This is a genomic window from Ancylobacter terrae (assembly GCF_045108345.1).
Taxonomy (GTDB): domain Bacteria; phylum Pseudomonadota; class Alphaproteobacteria; order Rhizobiales; family Xanthobacteraceae; genus Ancylobacter.
The window spans coordinates 104,005-121,995 of the sequence record NZ_JBJGXH010000002.1; the positions used below are offsets into that span (position 1 = coordinate 104,005).

12 protein-coding genes, 1 pseudogene and 1 riboswitch are annotated in these 17,991 nt (G+C 70.9%); of the genes and pseudogenes, 5 read left to right on the forward strand and 8 right to left on the reverse strand.

Annotated features, from left to right (window positions below; translation table 11 throughout):
- Positions 1-5: 5 nt before the first annotated feature.
- Both ACEUEL_RS14805 and ACEUEL_RS14810 read right to left on the reverse strand, forming a co-directional pair.
- Positions 6-929, reverse strand: coding sequence for a ribokinase (locus ACEUEL_RS14805; protein WP_405706987.1), 924 nt, complete (start codon positions 927-929; stop codon positions 6-8).
- A gap of 7 nt (positions 930-936) precedes the next feature.
- On the reverse strand, positions 937-1,668 hold the full coding sequence (locus ACEUEL_RS14810; protein WP_405706988.1) for an SDR family oxidoreductase: 732 nt from the start codon (positions 1,666-1,668) through the stop codon (positions 937-939).
- A 252-nt stretch (positions 1,669-1,920) separates the two neighbouring features.
- Between ACEUEL_RS14810 and ACEUEL_RS14815 the strand changes: the two are divergent.
- Positions 1,921-3,670: pseudogene (locus ACEUEL_RS14815) on the forward strand (ABC transporter ATP-binding protein).
- A gap of 187 nt (positions 3,671-3,857) precedes the next feature.
- On the opposite strand, the gene gabD reads toward ACEUEL_RS14815, so the two are convergent.
- Positions 3,858-5,309 (reverse strand): NADP-dependent succinate-semialdehyde dehydrogenase, encoded by a 1,452-nt coding sequence (gene gabD, locus ACEUEL_RS14820; RefSeq protein ID WP_405707581.1) that lies wholly within the window; start codon positions 5,307-5,309, stop codon positions 3,858-3,860.
- Positions 5,310-5,434: 125 nt separating this feature from the next.
- Positions 5,435-6,946, reverse strand: coding sequence for an FAD-dependent monooxygenase (locus ACEUEL_RS14825; protein WP_405706990.1), 1,512 nt, complete (start codon positions 6,944-6,946; stop codon positions 5,435-5,437).
- Between the two features lie 219 nt (positions 6,947-7,165).
- Here ACEUEL_RS14825 and ACEUEL_RS14830 point away from each other — a divergent pair, with 219 nt between their 5' ends.
- Entirely contained in the window at positions 7,166-7,963 is a 798-nt protein-coding gene (locus tag ACEUEL_RS14830; protein ID WP_405706992.1) for a histidine phosphatase family protein, read from the forward strand.
- Positions 7,964-8,119: 156 nt separating this feature from the next.
- On the opposite strand, the gene ACEUEL_RS14835 is transcribed toward ACEUEL_RS14830, so the two are convergent.
- Together ACEUEL_RS14835 and ACEUEL_RS14840 are read right to left on the reverse strand one after the other, a co-directional pair.
- Positions 8,120-9,634: a carnitine 3-dehydrogenase gene (locus tag ACEUEL_RS14835; protein ID WP_405706994.1), complete on the reverse strand. Its 1,515-nt coding sequence runs from the start codon at positions 9,632-9,634 to the stop codon at positions 8,120-8,122.
- A gap of 270 nt (positions 9,635-9,904) precedes the next feature.
- Positions 9,905-10,807, reverse strand: a complete 903-nt coding sequence (locus ACEUEL_RS14840) for a BKACE family enzyme (protein WP_405706995.1) — start codon at positions 10,805-10,807, stop codon at positions 9,905-9,907.
- Positions 10,808-10,898: 91 nt separating this feature from the next.
- Here ACEUEL_RS14840 and ACEUEL_RS14845 point away from each other — a divergent pair, with 91 nt between their 5' ends.
- Complete coding sequence (locus tag ACEUEL_RS14845) at positions 10,899-11,864, forward strand: GlxA family transcriptional regulator (RefSeq protein WP_405706997.1); 966 nt, start codon at positions 10,899-10,901, stop codon at positions 11,862-11,864.
- Between the two features lie 196 nt (positions 11,865-12,060).
- Here ACEUEL_RS14845 and choX read toward each other — a convergent pair whose 3' ends face one another.
- Positions 12,061-13,005, reverse strand: a complete 945-nt coding sequence (gene choX, locus ACEUEL_RS14850; protein ID WP_405706999.1) for a choline ABC transporter substrate-binding protein — start codon at positions 13,003-13,005, stop codon at positions 12,061-12,063.
- 315 nt (positions 13,006-13,320) lie between these two features.
- Between choX and ppk2 the strand changes: the two genes are divergently transcribed.
- A complete protein-coding gene (gene ppk2 / locus ACEUEL_RS14855; RefSeq protein WP_405707000.1) occupies positions 13,321-14,439 on the forward strand; it encodes a polyphosphate kinase 2 in 1,119 nt (372 codons plus the stop codon).
- Between the two features lie 74 nt (positions 14,440-14,513).
- Positions 14,514-14,739: riboswitch (cobalamin riboswitch) on the forward strand.
- A gap of 36 nt (positions 14,740-14,775) precedes the next feature.
- Entirely contained in the window at positions 14,776-15,453 is a 678-nt protein-coding gene (locus tag ACEUEL_RS14860; RefSeq protein ID WP_405707002.1) for an energy-coupling factor ABC transporter permease, read from the forward strand.
- A 106-nt stretch (positions 15,454-15,559) separates the two neighbouring features.
- On the opposite strand, the gene katG is transcribed toward ACEUEL_RS14860, so the two are convergent.
- Positions 15,560-17,737, reverse strand: coding sequence for a catalase/peroxidase HPI (gene katG, locus ACEUEL_RS14865; protein ID WP_405707003.1), 2,178 nt, complete (start codon positions 17,735-17,737; stop codon positions 15,560-15,562).
- Positions 17,738-17,991: the final 254 nt, after the last annotated feature.

A 17,991-nucleotide genomic window follows, 5' to 3' on the forward strand; every position in this document is an offset into this window, starting at 1 on the left:
CGCCCCTACCAGCCCGCCCGCAGCAGCGCCTCGACCTCGGCGCGGGAGGGCGCGGCATCGGACGCGCCGCGCCTCGTGGTGGCGAGCGCCCCGCAGGCGCAGGCGAAGCGCACCGCCTCGCCCATCGCCCGCCCGTCGGACAGCGCGAGCGCGAGCCCGGCGTTGAAGCAGTCCCCCGCCGCCACCGTGTCGATCGCGACCACCTTGGGCGCCGGCACGTGACCCTCGCCCCCGGCGGTTCTCCAGCAGGCGCCGGCGGCCCCCATCTTCACCACCGCGCTGCCGGCGCCGCGCGCCGTCAGCGCGGCGGCGGCGCGCAGGGCCGACGCCGGATCGAGCGGGCGGATGCCGACCAGCGCCTCGGTCTCGCTCTCGTTCGGGGTCACGCAGTCGATCGCCGCCCAGACATCGCCATCGAAGGCCGCGTCCGGTGCCGGCGCGGGATCGAGGATGACGAGGCCGCCGCGCGCCCGCACCCGGCGCGCCGCCGCCAGCGCCGCCGGGAGCGGCACTTCGAGCTGGATCAGCAGCGCCGCGGCCTTGTCCAGCACCGCGCCCGCCCGCCCGGCATCGGCGTCGGTCACCGCCATGTTGGCGCCGCCGACCACCGTAATGGCGTTCTGGCCGTCCCGGGCGACGCCGATCAGCGCGATCCCGGTCGGCTCCTCGGCGTCCTCGGCCAGATGCGCGGTGCCCACGCCGAAGCCGGCGAGACGCTCGCGCGCCAGCGCGCCGAAGGCGTCGCGGCCCGTGCGCCCGACCAGTTCCACCGGCGCGCCGAGGCGGGCCAGCGCCACCGCCTGGTTGGCGCCCTTGCCGCCGAGCGCGATGGCGTAGCTGTCGCCGTGCAGCGTCTGCCCCGGCGCCGGCAGCCGCGCCGCATAGGCGGTGACGTCGACATTGACGCTGCCGAAGACGACGAGGCCCATCGCCGCCTCAGAGCGCCCAGCCGCCGTCGATGGCGAAGGCCTGGCCGGTGGTGTAGGTGGCGCCGGCGAGATAGACGACGAAATCGGCGATCTCCTCCGGCGTGCCGATGCGCCCGATCGGCTGGCGGGCGATGAAGGCGGCGCGGGCCTGCTCGTAATCGCCCTGCGCCCGCAGCCGGTCCTGCAGCGAGGGGCTCTCCACCGTGCCCGGGCAGACCGCGTTGCAGCGGATGTTGTGGGCCACATAGTCGGCCGCGACCGACTTGGTGAGCCCGATCACCGCCGCCTTGGTGGCGCTGTAGGCGCAGCGGTTCGGCACGCCCTTCATCGAGGAGGCGACCGAGGACATGTTGATGATGGCGCCCTCGCCCCGCTCCAGCATGCCCGGCAGCACGGCGCGGATGGTGCGCGCCATCGACTTGACGTTGAGGTCGAAGGCGAGGTCGAGATCGGCCTCGCTCATGTCGAGGATGCTGCCGGCATGCACCATGCCGGCGCAGTTGAACAGCACGTCGACCGGCCCGAGGCCGGCGATGAAGCTCGCCACGCCCGCGCTGTCGCGCACGTCGAGGCGCGCCGTGGACAGCCGCTCGGAGGCCGGCAGCTGCGCGAGCAGCGCCGCGTTGATGTCGGTGGCATGGACCCGGGCGCCCGCGGCGAGGAAGGCGATCACGCTCGCCCGGCCGATGCCCTGCCCCGCCGCCGTCACCAGAACCGTCTTGCCCGCGAGTGTCGACATGGCCCTCTTCCCTTCTGCATCGCCGCCATCGCCCCGGGCGACGATTCGGCCGGGCGCAGCCGTGCCATCCTTTCCGCCTGACCGCGCCGGCTGGCAAGACCATTCGCGTCGCCGGCGCCGCGCCCGGCGTATGGAAGGGGCCCGCCACAGAGGCTAGCCAGACCACCCGCGCGGGGTGCATAGAGCAGCCTCCCGCGCCCGAACCGGCGCCGGAAGGGCGCCGAACCGCGCCCGCGACCGACGCGTGAGCCGATGCTGAAAGCCTTCTTCGCCTATTACCGCCCCTATCGCGGCCTGTTCCTGATCGATTTCGGCTGCGCCGTCCTGTCCGGCCTGCTCGAACTCGGCTTCCCCATGGCGATGAAGGGGTTCGTCGACGCGCTGCTGCCGATGGGCGACTGGCCGCTGATCCTCGCCGCGGGCGCGGCCCTGCTGGCGGTCTACGTGCTCAACAGCGGCCTGATGGCGATCGTCACCTATTGGGGCCACGTGCTCGGCATCAACATCGAGACCGAGATGCGGGCGCGGGCCTTCGACCACCTGCAGAAGCTCTCCTTCCGCTTCTACGACAACCAGAAGACCGGCCATCTCGTCGCCCGCGTGACCAAGGATCTCGAAGAGATCGGCGAGGTGGCCCATCACGGGCCGGAGGACCTGTTCATCGCGCTGATGACCTTCGTCGGCGCCTTCGTGCTGATGCTGTTCGTGCATCCGGGCCTCGCCGCGCTCACCGCGCTGATCGTGCCGCTCACCGCCCTCGTGGTCGGGCGCTATGGCGGGCGCATGACCCGCAACTGGCAGGCCCAGTTCGGCCGGATCGGCGCCTTCAACGCGCGGCTGGAGGAGAACATCGGCGGCATCCGCGTGGTGCAGGCCTTCGGCAACGAAGCCCATGAGCGCGACCTGTTCGCCGGCGACAACGCGCAGTACCGCGCCACCAAGCTCGACGCCTACCGCATCATGGCCGGCAGCCAGGCGCTGAACTACATCGGCATGCGCATCGTCCAGCTCACCGTCATGCTGGCCGGGAGCTGGCTGGTGGTGCGCGGCGAATTGAGCATCGGCGGCTTCGTCGGCTTCCTGCTGCTGGTCGGGGTGTTCTACCGCCCGCTCGACAAGATCGCCGCGGTGATCGAGACCTATCCCAAGGGCATTGCCGGCTTCCGCCGCTACCAGGAACTGCTGGCCACCGCCCCCGACATCGCCGACCGCCCGGGCGCCCTCCCCGCCCCGCCGCTCCGGGGCGACATCCGCTTCGAGGACGTCTCCTTCGGCTATGTGCCCGGCCGGCCGATCCTGCGCAGCATCGATCTCGCCATTCCCGCCGGCGAGACCGTCGCCTTCGTCGGCCCCTCGGGCGCCGGCAAGACCACGCTGCTGTCCCTGCTGCCGCGCTTCTACGAGGTCGAGGCCGGCCGCATCACCCTCGACGGCATCGACCTGCGCGACATGACGCTGGCCTCGCTGAGACGGCAGATCGGCATCGTGCAGCAGGACGTCTTCCTGTTCGCCGGCACCATCCGCGAGAACATCGCCTATGGCCGGCTGGAGGCGAGCGAGGACGACATCGTCGCCGCCGCGCGCCGGGCCCGGCTCGACGGGCTGCTCGCCGAGCTTCCCGCCGGGCTCGACACCGTCATCGGCGAGCGCGGCGTGAAGCTGTCCGGCGGGCAGAAGCAGCGCCTCGCCATCTCCCGGATATTCCTGAAGAACCCGCCCATCCTGATCCTCGACGAGGCGACCTCCGCGCTCGACACCCAGACCGAGCGGGGAGATCCAGTCCTCGCTGGAGGAGCTGGCGCAGGGGCGCACCACGCTGATCATCGCCCACCGCCTCGCCACCATCCGCCACGCCGACCGCATCGTGGCGATCACGCCGGACGGCATCGCCGAGCAGGGCCGGCACGAGGAACTGCTCGCGCGCGACGGCATCTACCGCGAGCTGCACCGCGCGCAATGGCTGGGCGAGCGGGACCAGTTCGGCGACGCCGCGCCGGCCTGAACCCGGGCCGGCGTGGCCGGCTCGGAGCCTGTCTGGAAACGCCGTGGCGCCCTGCACGGGGCGTCATCCCGGAACGGCCGCAGGCCGTATCCGGGATCGCGTGGGCATCCTCGCGAGCGCCCCCGGCGCAAAGCCTGCGGCTCCGGCCGGGATGACGATGCTCCGGGGGGACGTTCCAAACGGGCTGTCAGGCGATGCCGCCGAGACAGACATATTTGGTCTCGAGGAATTCCTCGATGCCGTATTTCGAGCCCTCGCGGCCGAGCCCGGAGAGCTTCACGCCGCCGAACGGCGCCTCGGCAGTGGAGATCAGCCCGGTATTGACGCCGACCATGCCGTATTCGAGCGCCTCGGCGACCCGGAACACCCGGGCGAGGTTGGTCGCGTAGAAATAGGAGGCGAGGCCGAACTCGGTATCGTTGGCCTGCGCGATCACATCCGCCTCGTCGGTGAAGCGGAACAGCGGCGCCACCGGCCCGAAGGTCTCCTCCCGCGCCACCGCCATGTCGCGGGTGACGCCGGCCAGCACGGTCGGCTGGTAGAAGGTGCCGCCGAGCGCGTGGCGCTTGCCGCCCTGAACCAGCGAGGCGCCCTTGGCCAGCGCATCGGCGACGTGTTCCTCGACCTTCTCCAGCGCCGCCTTGTCGATCAGCGGGCCGAGCACCACGCCCTCGTCGAAACCGTTGCCGGTCTTGAGCCGGCCCACCGCCGCGCCGAGCTTCTCGGCGAAGGCGTCGTAGACGCGGTCCTGCACATAGATGCGGTTGGCGCAGACGCAGGTCTGGCCGTTGTTGCGGAACTTGGCGATCAGCGCGCCCTCGACCGCCGCATCGAGATCGGCGTCGTCGAACACGATGAAGGGGGCGTTGCCGCCCAGTTCCAGGCCGAGCTTCTTGATGGTCGGCGCGCTCTGCCGATAGAGCTCGGCGCCGATCTCGGTCGAACCGGTGAAGGTGAGCTTGCGCACCAGCGGGCTCGCGGTCATTTCCGCGCCGATCTCGCGGGCCGAGCCGGTGATGACGCTGAACAGCCCCTTCGGCAGCCCGGCGCGCTCGGCCAGCACGGCGAGCGCGATCGCCGAGAACGGCGTCTGGCTGGCCGGCTTCAGCACCATCGCGCAGCCGGCGGCGAAGGCGGGGCCGGCCTTGCGGGTGATCATCGCGTTGGGGAAGTTCCAGGGCGTGATGGCGGCCACGACGCCGATCGGCTGCTTCATCACCAGGATGCGCTTGTCGGGCTGGTGGCCGGGGATCATGTCGCCATAGACCCTGCGCGCTTCTTCCGCGAACCACTCGATGAAGCTCGCCCCGTAGACGATCTCGCCGATCGCCTCGGCCAGCGGCTTGCCCTGCTCCAGCGTGAGGATGCGGCCGAGATCCTCCTTGTTGGCGACGACGAGGTCGAACCAGCGGCGCAGGACGGCGGAGCGCTCCTTGGCGGTGCGGGCGGCCCATTCCTTCTGCGCCCGGGCGGCCGCCTCGATGGCCCGCGCCGTCTCGGCGGCGCCGAGCTTCGGCACCTTTCCGATGGCGCCGCCCGTGGCGGGATTGGCGACGGTGATGGCCTCCCCGGCGGCCTCGACCCAGTCGCCGCCGACCAGCGCCGCCTGCCGGAAAAGATCCTTGTCCTTGAGCTGGATGGGCATCTCGATCGCGTCCGGCATCGACGTTTCCTCTTGGTTTATGGCAGGCCGGGGCGGACCGGCCGCGCCCTTCCGTCTACGCCAGCGGCGGCCGGAAAGCCACCGCCGAGCCGGTCCCCCGGTCAGCCCGGCACGGCGAGCCGGTGCAGGTAGTCGGCCACCTGGCTCCACTCGCCTTCGGAGACCGCCATGGCGAGATAGCCGTCCGGCCGCACCAGCTCGATGCCGCCGGCGAGCGGGTTCGCCCGCAGCTCGGGATCGACCAGCGGCCCGAGGATGCCCGGCGGCGGCGGCCCGGCATCCGCCCCCACGCGAAGCGTGAAGCGCGGCGTGTCGCCGGCGCCATAGGGCGGCTCGCCGGCGATCGGCGCCATGCGCTCCCCCGCGCGCGGCCCCGCCTCCCAGGAGACGCCGTTGAGCGGGCTGTCGCGATAGCCGGTGGTGATCTCGGTGAGCTGGCCCTCGATCGCGTGCCGCACCGGCGGCAGGCCCAGCGCGACATGCATCACCGCATCGCGCAGGCGTCGCGCCAGCGGCTCCTGCAGCGTGGCGATGCGGGTGAGGCGGCCGGAGGCGGCGATCACCTCCGCCCCCACCGCCCGGCGCTCGGGATCGTAGCTCTCCAGCAGCACCGGCGCGGTGGCGATGCGCCGCGCAGCGAGCGCGAGCTTCCAGGCGAGGTTCATCGCGTCCTGCATGCCGGTGTTCATGCCCTGCCCGCCGGCCGGGCTGTGGACATGGGCGGCATCGCCGGCGAGGAACACCCGCCCCGCGCGATAGGCGTTCACCTGCCGCTCGTTGATGCGGAAGGCGGAGGTCCACAGGCTGTCCTGCAGCGTGATGCCGCCCGGCCCGCGCGTATCGAGCAGCGCCTGGAACTCGGCCAGCGTCGGCACCGGCGGCGTCTCCCCGCGCGACAGGCCGAGGCCCATGATGACGCGGTAGCGCCCCGGTGCCATCGGGAACAGCACCAGCGGCCCGTCGGCGTGGAAATAGGTCGCCATCTCGTTCGGCGGGAACGGCACGCCGGAGAGGTGGAAATCGCCCTGCCCCCAGTCATTGCCCAGCGTCTCGCCCTCGAAGGTGAGGCCGAGCGCGTGGCGGACCGGGCTGTGGGCGCCGTCGCAGGCGACGAGGAAGCCGTAGCGCCCGCTCTCCTCGGTACCGTCGGCATGGCGCAGCCGCGCGCTCACCCCCTCGCCGTCCTGGGTGAAGCCGGCGAGCTCGACGCCGAGCTCCGCCGTTATGCCGCGGCCGGCGAGATGGGCCACCAGCACGCTCTCGGTCTCCACCTGCGGCAGCATGAGGACGAAGGGGTAAGCGGTGGCGATCCCCTCCAGCGCGACCCGTGCGATGACCCTCTCGCCGTCGAGCATATTGGCGACGGTGACCTTGTTGCCCCGCCCGACCAGCTCGGCGGCGAGCCCGCCGCCGGCGCGCTCCATCAGTTCGAGCGTGCGCGGCCACAGCGCGACGGCGCGCGAGGTGGTCTCGCGCGCGCTCATGCGGTCGACGAGGCGCACCGGCACGCCGTAGCGGGTGAGTTCGAGCGCGAGGGTGAGGCCGACCGGGCCGGCCCCGGCGATCAGGACGGTGGGGGTGGTGACGGCGGACGGCGTGACGGCGGACGACATGCGCGCATCCCTCGCAAGGTGAGACCGCCATCGATACCCGACCGGCCGGCCTGCTGGCTATCGGGATCGTGCCGGAGTGCCCGCCCCGTCCGCGCCCGCGGAAAAATGCGGCTCGCCCACCGCCCGGCGGTGCAAGCCGATTCCGGCTCGGCTACGCTGACAGCGATCCGATTCCGGCCCGCCCCGCGCGCCGCCCCCGACAGGACACAGGTTCCGGCCATGGACGCCTCCGCCCCCCTTCCGCCGGCCTCCTCCCGCCCCGGGCACCGGCGGGGCCTGCCGGGCCGGGCGCGCGCCCTCCTCGCGATGCTGGGGATGCTGGCGGGCTTCGCCCCGCTCGCCCTGCCCGCCCCCGCCGAGGCGGCGCCCAAGCGCATCATCATCGTGCGCCACGGCGAGAAGCTGAACCCGCTCAAGCTGTGCGCAACCGGCGAGGAGCGGGCGCGGGCGCTGGCGGCGCAATATCTCAGCCCGACCAGCCCGATGAGCCTGCTGAAGGGCGAGCGGCCCGCCGCCATCCTCGCCATCACCCTGCACACGCTGGAGACCGCGCGCCCGATCGCCGCCGCCTGGGGCATGCGCGTGCCGACCAACGCGCTGATGCTGACCCCGATCCGCAACAACCGCTACTTCAACAGCCTGATCAACGTGCAGAACCGCAAGGTGGCGCGCGACCTGCTGGAGAATCCGCGCTGGCACGGCACCACCGTCGTGCTGGTGTGGGAGCATTTCCACATCGCCAGCGCGGCGCTCGAAGCCGAGTTCGCCGGCGAGGAGGTGACGCTGCGTCAGCTGCTGCACCTCGACCAGGTGAAGGGCGTGCCGGGCGGGGTGCCGGCGACCTGGCCGAACCCGACCTTCAACTATTTCTGGATCCTCGATTACGACAGCCCGACCGCGCAGGTGCCCGCGCGCTTCACCACGGTGCGCCAGAATTTCGCGCCGCCCTTCGCCAACCTGCCGAACAACGCCTGGGGCACGCCGGAACAGCTGCCGCCGGGCGCCGACTGCACCTGAGAGCCGGTTTACAGAATCGCCGGGAGATGGTCATCCCGGCCGGAGCCGCAGGCGAAGAGCCGGGATCGCTCCGGGTCACCGGAGCGATCCCGGATACGGCCTCCGGCCGTTCCGGGATGACGCCTGGAAGCACGTTCCAGCCGGTATTCCCCGCGCTCAGGCCGGCACCGCCGCCGCGCGCTTCTGGCCGACGCTGCGCCCCGCGCCTGCCGGCGTCGCCAGCCGCGCATGCGCCTCGACGATCGGCCGCAGCTTCGCCAGCACGGCTTCGGAAGCCGGCACCGCGCGCCCCGCCTTGGTGTCGACATGCAGCAGCATCTGCTCGGCGGTGGCGATCTCGCGCCCCTCCGGTCCGGCATAAAGGCGATGGAAGACGTGCAGGCGCTTGTCGTCGGCGGACAGGATCTGCGTGGTCGCCGCCAGCGCCTCGCCGAGCTTCGCCTCACCCAGATGCCGGATATGGGTCTCCACCGTGTAGTAGCTCTGCCCCGCCTCGACATAGGCGAGGTCGACGCCGATCAGGCGCAGCAGCGCGTCGGTGGTCTCGCCGAACATCTGCAGGTAGCGGTGCTCGGTCATATGGCCGTTATAGTCGATGAAGGCGGGCGAGACGCGGGATGCGAGCAGCGCCAGCGGCGCCGCCGGATCGGCCGGCGCCGGGGCGGGGGCCTGCGCCCACAGCCGCCGCTCGAAATCGGCCAGCAGCTTGCCCGCGCCCCAGCCCTGCCCGCCATGGCCCGCCTTCAGCGCCTGCACGATGCCGACGAGGTTCTCGTCGCGGATGCGCTCCAGCGCGCGGATCGACAGCCCGCCCGCCTGCGCGTCCGACTGCGCGCCGATCTTCTCGACCAGCGCCTCGTCGAGGTCGACCACGTCGGTGAGCTTGGTCCACGGCCATTGCAGGCAGGGGCCGAACTGGGCGAGGAAATGGCGCATGCCGGCCTCGCCGCCGGCGATGCGATAGGTCTGGAACAGGCCCATCTGCGCCCAGCGCAGGCCGAAGGAATAGCGGATCACGTCGTCGAGCGTCTCGACGTCGCAAATGTCGTCCTTGATCAGCCACAGCGCCTCGCGCCACAGCGCCTCCAGGAGCCGGTCGCCGACGAAGGCCTCGATTTCCTTGGCGATCACCACGCCCTTCATGCCGATGGCGTCCAGCACCGCCTTCGCCCGCGCGATGGTGGCGGGCGCCGTCGCCGTGCCGCCGACGATCTCGACGAGGGGCAGCAGGTAGACCGGGTTGTAGGGATGCGCGACAAAGAGGCGCTCCGGGTGGGCGAGCCCCGCCTGCAGGTCGGAGGGCTTGAGCCCGGAGGTGGAGGAGCCGATCAGCGCCCCGGCCGAGGCGCTCGCGTCGATCTCGGCCAGCACGCGGCGCTTGAGGTCGAGCCGCTCGGGCACGCTCTCCTGCACCCACTGCGCATCCTTGACCGCTTCCGCCACGCTCGCGCAGAAGGTGAGCCGCCCGCGCGCGGGCAGCGGGGCGCCGGTGAGCAGGCCATAGGCGCGCTCGGCATTGGCGATCACCTCGCCCACGATGCGCTCGGCCTCGGGGTGCGGGTCGAACACCTTCACGTCGATGCCGGCGAGCAGGAAGCGGGCGATCCAGCCGCCGCCGATGACGCCGCCGCCGATGGCGGCCGCGCGGGAGATGGGGGAGAGGCTTGTCATGTCAGGCTCCTTGGCGATTGTCCGGACATTGTCATTTCAACCTGAACCGCCTCATCCCGGGAGGCTGGTCGGAAAATCACGGCGGCGCCGACACCTGCCCCGTCATGGCCGGCCTGACCCGGCCATCCACGTCTGTCGGCCGGGCGCGGGTGGTGATGCAGGTGGCGGTGAAGGCGTGGATCCCCGGGCCAAGCCCGGGGATGACGGCGTTTCGGGACGTCCCGGTCGGGTTCCCGGAATGAGGTCGATGAAGAGTTCCAACTGGGCTCCTCAGCGCTTCACCAGCTTCAGCTTGGCGCGGACCTCGTCCGGCCCAAGGAGGCGCGCGCCCATGTTCGTCACCACGGTCGCGGCCTTCTCGACCAGCTGCGCATTGGTGGCGAGCTGGCCCTTGCCGGCATAGAGATTGTCCTCCAGCCCGACGCGGACATTGCCGCCCGCCAGCACCGCCGCGGCCGGATAGGCCAGCGCGTTGCGCCCGATCGAGAAGGCCGAGAAGGTCCAGCTGGCCGGCACGTTGTTGACCATCGCCATGAAGGTGTTGAGGTCATCAGGCGCCCCCCACGGAATGCCCATGCAGAGCTGGATCAGCACCGGGTCCTCGATCAGCCCCTCCTCGGCGAGCTGCTTCGCGAACCACAAATGCCCGGTGTCGAACGCCTCGATCTCCGGGCGCACGCCGAGCGCCGTCATCTGCCGCGCCATCTCGCGCAGCATGGACGGCGTGTTGGTCATGACGTAGTCGCCGAGATTGAAGTTCATCGTGCCGCAGTCGAGCGTGCATATCTCCGGCCGGCACGCGGCGACATGGGCGACGCGCTCGGTGGCGCCGGCCATGTCGGTGCCGGCCGCATTCACCGGGAACGGTGCCTCGACCGAGCCGAAGACGAGGTCGCCGCCCATCCCGGCGGTGAGGTTCAGCACCACGTCGACCTCCGCCGCGCGGATGCGGTCGGTCACCTCGCGGTAGAGGTCGAGGCGACGCGAGGCGGCCCCGGTCTCGGGATCGCGGACATGGCAGTGCACGATCGCCGCGCCGGCCTTGGCCGCGTCGATGGCGCTCTCGGCGATCTGCTTCGGCGTCACCGGCACCTGCGGCGACCGGCCCACCGTGTCGCCCGCGCCGGTGACGGCGCAGGTGATGAAGACGTCGCGGTTCATCGAGAGCGGCATGGATCACCTCCAGGAATGCGGAGCGAGCTTGACGCGGAACGCGATCCGTGACGCAACTTATTGCGAAGCCGGTTTTGCATTTGGCGCAGCCATGATCTTCGCCCATTCCGACGCGCCGCTCGACGTCACGCTGCTGCTCTTCCCCGGGCTGTCGCTGCTCTCGCTGGCGGCGACGCTCGACCCGATGCGCGGGGCGAACCGCGTGCTCGGCCGGCCGGCCTATCGCTGGAGGCTGGTGTCGATGGACGGGGCGATGCCGGCGGCGAGCTGCGGCCTGCCGATCCCGGTCGACGGCGTCTTCGATCCGGCGCGGGCGCAGGACATGCTGCTGGTGATCGCCGCCTTCGATGCGGCGAGCTTCGCGACGGCGCCGATCATGAAGGCGCTGCGCGCGGGCGCCCGGCGCTCGGCGGTGGTCGGCGGCATCGAATCGGGATCGTGGCTGATGGGCTTCGCCGGCCTGCTCGACGGCCGCCGGGCCACCACGCACTGGGAAGACCTCGAGGATTTCGCCGCCCGCTTCCCCAACACCGACGTGCAGCCGGACCGCTTCGTCGTCGACGAGCCGGTCTTCACCACCGGCGGAGCGACGCCGGCGCTCGACTGCATGCTGTCGCTGATCCGCGCGCGCAACGGCTATTCCACCGCGCTCGATGTCGCCAGCCTCTACATCTACGAGGAGGTGCGCACCGGCTCGGACGTGCAGCCGATCGTCTCGCTGGGGCGCATTCGCCAGCACGAGCCGCGCGTCGCCGAGGCGATCCGGCTGATGGAGACGCATATCGACCGTCCCCTGACCATCGCCGCCATCGCCCGCAAGGCCGGCGTGTCGACGCGGGGGCTGGAGACATTGTTCGCCAGGACGGTCGAGGTCTCGCCCGGCGCCTATTACGTGACGCTGCGCCTCAACGCGGCGCGGCGCCTCGTGCTCGACACCAACCTGCCGATCGCCGACATCGCCGAGCGCACCGGCTTCTCCGCCATCGCCTCGCTCTCGCGGGCGTTCCGGCGGCAGTTCGGCGCGCCCCCCTCCGCGGCGCGGCGGAAGCGATTGTGAGGTCCTCGGGCGTCATCCCGGAACAGGCTCCGACGCGGCCGTCATCCCCGGGCTCGTCTCGGGGATCCACGCCTTTCGGAACGCCCTGGGCAAAGACGTGGATGGCCGGGACGAGCCCGGCCATGACGGTGCGCTTCGTATCGGAAGAGACTTTCCCCGCCGGCCCTCTCGGGACGGCGGTGATTATCGGCCCGCGTCAGAGCCCCAGCCCGCTCTTCGCGGCGGCGATGCCGGGCTTGCCGTCGAGCGTGGTGACGCCGTCGAGCCACTTCTCCACCGCCGCCGGGTTCTCCTTCATCCAGGCCTTCACCGCCGCCTCGGGCTGCATGCCCTTGTCGAGGATGTCGCTCATCAGGCGGTCCTCCATGGCGACGTCGAAGACGAGGTTGGTCAGCAGCTTGCCGACATTCGGGCACTCCTTCGAATAGCCCGGCCGGGTCAGCGTCACCACCGTGGCGCCGCCGTCATTGGGCCCGAACACGTCGTTGCCGTCGGCGAGATAGGCGATCGGCAGGTTGACGTTCATCGGGTGCGGCCGCCAGCCGAAGAACACCACCGGCTTGTTCTGCCGGATGTTCTGATTCACCTGCGCCAGCATGCCCTGCTCGCTCGATTCCACCAGCGAGAACCCCTTCAGGCCGAAGGTGTCGTCGGCGATCATCTTGGAGATGGTGCCGTTGGCGCCGCTGCCGGCCTCGATGCCGTAGATCTTGCCGCCGAGCTGGTCCTTGAACTTGGCGATGTCGGCATAGGTCTTCAGCCCGGCGTCATAGGCCGCCTTCGAGGTGGCGAAGCCGATGCGCGCGCCCGACAGGTTGGTCGCCGCGACCTCGACCTTGCCGGCCTTGACGAGGGGCGCCTGGCTCGGCTCCTGCAGCGGCATCCAGTTGCCGAGGAAGATGTCGCGGTCGCCGTTCTCCAGCGACTTGAAGGTGACGGCGACGGAGAGAACCACCACGTCCGGCTTGTAGCCGAGGCTGGTGAGCAGCTGGCTGGCGATCGCCGTGGTGGCGGTGATGTCGGTCCAGCCGACATCGGAGAAGCGCGGCTTGGCGCAGGCGGCCGGCTCGGCGGCCATGGCGGCCGACGACAGCAGCGCGGCGGATAAGGTGAGGCAGGCAACGAGACGGCGTGAGATCATTGCTGTTCCCTCGGGTTGGCCATCATGCCGCTGACCGGCAGGGCAGGCAAAAGCCTAGCCCCCGCCCCGCCGGCTGATTGACCTGAAACGAAGCGAACACGACGCATTGCGCAGCGTCCCGCCGGGACAGGGCGAATCCCGTCGTCCCCGCGCCTCCCGCTGCGCCCGGCGTTGATCCTCCTCAACGCGCCCCGCCGCGCCCGGCCTCACGCTCCGGGGTCACCCCCGCCGCACGCCGGCCTTGAGACTGTCATGCGCCGGGGCGAGGATGGGCGCCCGCGCAGCCGCTGCGCACGGCACGAGGGAGAAACGGGAATGGTCAACGAAAAGGGCCGCGGCCGGAAAGCCGCCGCGACGCCGCCGGCAGCCGCCGCACCTGAGGTCGCCGCGACCGAGGAGCCCGGCTCCCTTCCCGCCGAGGTGGAGACGACGCTCGCCGACGAACGGCGCGAGGCGGCGCAGGAGGCCGAGCTCTCCGCCGTCGCCGCGATGGCCGCCGATGGCGCCGCCGGCGAGGGGCTGGAGGCGCTGATCGCCGGCGCCGCCCCCGACGATGCGCTGCGCCTGCGCCAGTCCCTCGGCCTGCCCAAGCCCGCCGGCCACCCGCGCGCGACCAGCGACGAGCTGGCCGACGACTGGCGGCGGGGCGGCTATCCGTTCAAGTACAAGATGCTCCGGCGCGACTACGAGCGCGAGAAGTTCATCCTGCAGACCGAACTGCTGAAGCTCCAGTCCTGGGTGAAGGAGGCGCGCCAGCGCGTCATTATCCTGTTCGAGGGGCGCGACGCCGCCGGCAAGGGCGGCGCCATCAAGCGCTTCATGGAGCACCTCAACCCGCGCGGCGCCCGCGTCGTGGCGCTGGAGAAGCCGAGCGAGGTCGAGCGCGGCCAATGGTACTTCCAGCGCTATGTCGAGCACCTGCCGACCACCGGCGAAATCGTGCTGTTCGACCGCTCCTGGTACAACCGCGCCGGCGTCGAGAAGGTGATGGGCTTCTGCTCCGAGGAGGAATACCGCGAGTTCCTGCGCCAGGCGCCGGAATTCGAGCGCAACCTCGCCCGCAGCGGCATCCACCTGTTCAAGTTCTGGTTCTCGGTCAGCCGCGACGAGCAGCGGCGCCGCTTCAAGGAACGCAAGGTCCACCCGCTGAAGCAGTGGAAGCTGTCCCCGGTCGATCTCGCCTCGCTCGACAAGTGGGACGACTACACCCGCGCCAAGGAGGCCATGTTCTTCCACACCGACACGGCGGATTCGCCCTGGACGGTGATCAAGTCGGACGACAAGAAGCGGGCGCGGCTGAACGCCATGCGCTACGTGCTGCACTCGCTGCCCTATACCGGCAAGGACCCCGAGCGCATCGGCCGGGTCGATACGCTGCTGGTCGGCCGCGCCAACACCGTCCATGAGCGCGGCGAGCACGACAACGGCGGCTGAGGCGGCGGCGGGCGACGGCCCGGCTGCCGCGGCGAGGTCCCGAAGGTCCGGCTTGACAGGCGCCCCGATCTCGCAAGTGTGGGCGGGCGCATGGTGTCCGGGCGCGGCGACTCGCCCGGATGAAACGGGAACGGGGAAGAGCGGGGGCCGTAGCGCGGCCGCCGCCCGAAGCCCCGACCGCCCCCGCGACTGTGAGCGGCGAGCCTCCCCCGATACGCCACTGGCCCGAGAGACGGCCGGGAAGGCGGGGGCCGGCGGTGACCCGCGAGTCAGGAGACCGGCCCTGCGCATGGCCCACCTTTTGCGCCGTCGGGTGAGACGGCATCGGAGACAGCTATGCATATCGAACCCGGCCTCGTGGCCGACGCCAAGATCTGGCTGAGCTACGCCACCGCCGCCGCCGCGGGCGGCTACACGCTGAAGCTCGCCGCCGACGCGGCACGCGAGCGCGGCGTCGGCTCGCTGCTGGCGCGCAGCGCGGCGACCACCGCCCTCGTCTTCGCCTTCTTCGAGGTGCTGCCGCACCACCCGGTCGGCGTGTCCGAGGTGCATCTCATCCTCGGCTCGACGCTGTTCCTGATCTTCGGCGTGGCGCCGGCGGCGATCGGCCTCGCCCTCGGCCTGCTGATCCAGGGCCTCTTCTTCGCGCCCTTCGACCTGCCGCAATACGGCATGAACGTCACCACGCTGCTGGTGCCGCTGTTCGCGCTCACCGCGCTGGCGCGGGCCATCATCGCGCCAGATACCCCCTATGTGGAGCTGAAGTACCGGCAGGCGCTAGCGCTCTCCACCACCTACCAGGCCGGCATCGTCGCCTGGGTCGCCTTCTGGGCGCTGTACGGCCAGGGCTTCGGCGCGGAGAACCTCTCGTCGGTCGCCTCCTTCGGCGTCGCCTACATGTCGGTGATCCTGATCGAGCCGCTGGTCGATCTCGCCGTGCTGGCCGCCGCCAAGGCGCTGTCGGGCCTGCGCGGCAGCCCGCTGTTCGAGCGCCGCCTCTACGACGCCGCCTGAACCCCGCTCGCCGCAACGAAAGACGCCGCCGGCCGGTGACGGCGCGGCGGCGTTTTCGTGAGGAGCCGGTGGCAGCCCGGAAGCCGCCGCCGGTCGATGCGCCGGATCAGGCGAGGTCGAAGCGCCCGAGATCGGTCACCTTGGCCCAGACCGCCACGAAGTCGTCGATGAACTTCTTCTGCGCGTCCGCGCTGGCATAGACCTCGGCAAGCGCGCGCAGCACCGAGTTCGACCCGAACACGAGGTCGACCCGCGAGCCGGTCCACTTCGCCTCGCCGGACTTGCGGTCGCGACCCTCATAGACGTCCTTGCCGCCGCCCTGCGCCGTCCACTGCGTGCCCATATCGAGCAGGTTGACGAAGAAGTCGTTGGTCAGAACGCCCGGCCGGTCGGTCAGCACGCCCTTCGACGAGCCGTCGGCGTTGATGTTGATCGCGCGCAGGCCGCCGACCAGCACCGTCATTTCCGGCGCGGTCAGGGTGAGGAGCTGGGCCTTGTCGACCAGCGCCACCTCGGCCGCGACGGTCAGCGAGGGCTTCTGGTAGTTGCGGAAGCCGTCCGCCTGCGGCTCCATCACCGCGAAGGCGTGGATGTCGGTCTGCTCCTGCGTGGCATCGGTGCGGCCCGGCGTGAACGGCACGCGCGCCTCGAAGCCGCCCGCCTTCGCCGCCTGCTCGATGCCGGCATTGCCGGCGAGCACGATGAGGTCGGCCAGCGAAACCTTCTTGCCCCCGGGCGCCTCGGCGTTGAAGCCGGCCTGGATGCCCTCCAGAACCTGCAGCACCTTGGCGAGCTGCTGCGGCCGGTTGACCTCCCAGTCCTTCTGCGGGCTGAGACGCACGCGCGCGCCGTTGGCGCCGCCGCGCTTGTCGCCGCCGCGATAGGTCGAGGCCGAGGCCCAGGCGGTGCCGACCAGTTCGGAGGTGGTGAGCCCGGCGTCCAGCACCTTGGCCTTCAGCGCCGCCGCGTCCGCGTCGTCGATCAGGGGGTGGTCGACCTCCGGCACGTTGTCCTGCCAGATCAGCTCTTCCTTCGGCACTTCCGGCCCGAGATAGCGGGCGCGCGGGCCGAGATCGCGGTGGGTGAGCTTGAACCAGGCGCGGGCGAAGGCGTCGGCGAACTCCTGCGGCTGCTCGAGGAAGCGGCGCGAGATCTTCTCGTAGGCGGGATCGAAGCGCAGCGACAGGTCGGTCGTCAGCATGCGCGGCTTCTGCTTCTTCGAGGCGTCGTGGGCGAGCGGAATATCCTCCGGCCCGTCCTTGGCCTCCCACTGGATGGCGCCGGCGGGGCTGCGGGTCTGCACCCATTCGAACTTGAACAGGTTCTCGAAGAACAGGTTGGTCCACAGCGTCGGGTGCTGGGTCCAGGTCACCTCGATGCCGCTGCTGATGGTGTCGCCGCCCGAACCCGAGCCGTAGCTGCTGATCCAGCCCAGCCCCTGCGCCTCGAGCCCCTCATCCTCCGGCACCGGGCCGACATAGGTCGTGGCCGCCGCGCCGTGGGTCTTACCGAAGGTGTGGCCGCCGGCGATCAGCGCCACCGTCTCCTCGTCGTCCATCGCCATGCGGGCGAAGGTCTCGCGGATGAAGGCCGCCGCCGCGAGCGGGTCGCCGCTGGCGTTCGGGCCTTCCGGATTGACGTAGATGAGGCCCATCTCGGTGGCCCCGAGCGGGTTGGCGAAGTTCTCCAGCTGGCGGTGCGCCAGCCACTCGCCCTCGACGCCCCAGTTGATGTCGAGGTCCGGCTCCCAGCTGTCCTCGCGGCCGGCGGCGAAGCCGAAGGTGCGGAAGCCCATCGTCTCCAGCGCGACGTTGCCGGTGAGGATGAGGAGGTCCGCCCAGGAGATCTTCTGGCCGTATTTCTGCTTGATCGGCCAGAGCAGGCGTCGCGACTTGTCGATATTGACGTTGTCCGGCCAGGAATTGAGCGGGGCGAAGCGCTGCTGCCCGCGCCCGCCGCCGCCGCGCCCGTCGGCGAGGCGATAGGTGCCGGCGGCGTGCCAGGACATGCGGACGAACTGCGGCCCGTAATGGCCGAAATCGGCCGGCCACCAGTCCTGCGAATCGGTCATCAGCTTGCGCAGGTCGTTCTTCAGCTCGGCATAGTCGAGCTTGGAGAATTCCTCGCGGTAGCTGAAGCCCTGCCCCAGCGGATCGGTCTTGGCGGAATGCTGGCCGAGGATGTCGAGGCGCAGCTCGTTCGGCCACCAGTCGCTGTTCTGGCGGGGCCCGCGACCGTGGGCGACGGGGCACTTGCCCACGCTGTCGTCAGTCTTGGCGTCCATGTTGCTCTCCGATCATGGCAGTGCTGAAGGTGCGGTGCGCCCGGGCGCACAAGAGTGGCCGGTGCGGATGACAGGCGTGGGACGGTGCGCGCCCGTGCCGGACCGCGCAATCCGTAGATGGCACGATCACGCGGCCAAGCCCGTGGAATGGCGGTATCGGCATGGGCGGCTCCCTCGTCGCCGCCTTCATAGCAAAGCCCTTTCATTATATTAATTCCGATTTTCTGATCAGCCCGATAAGATGAACTTATCGT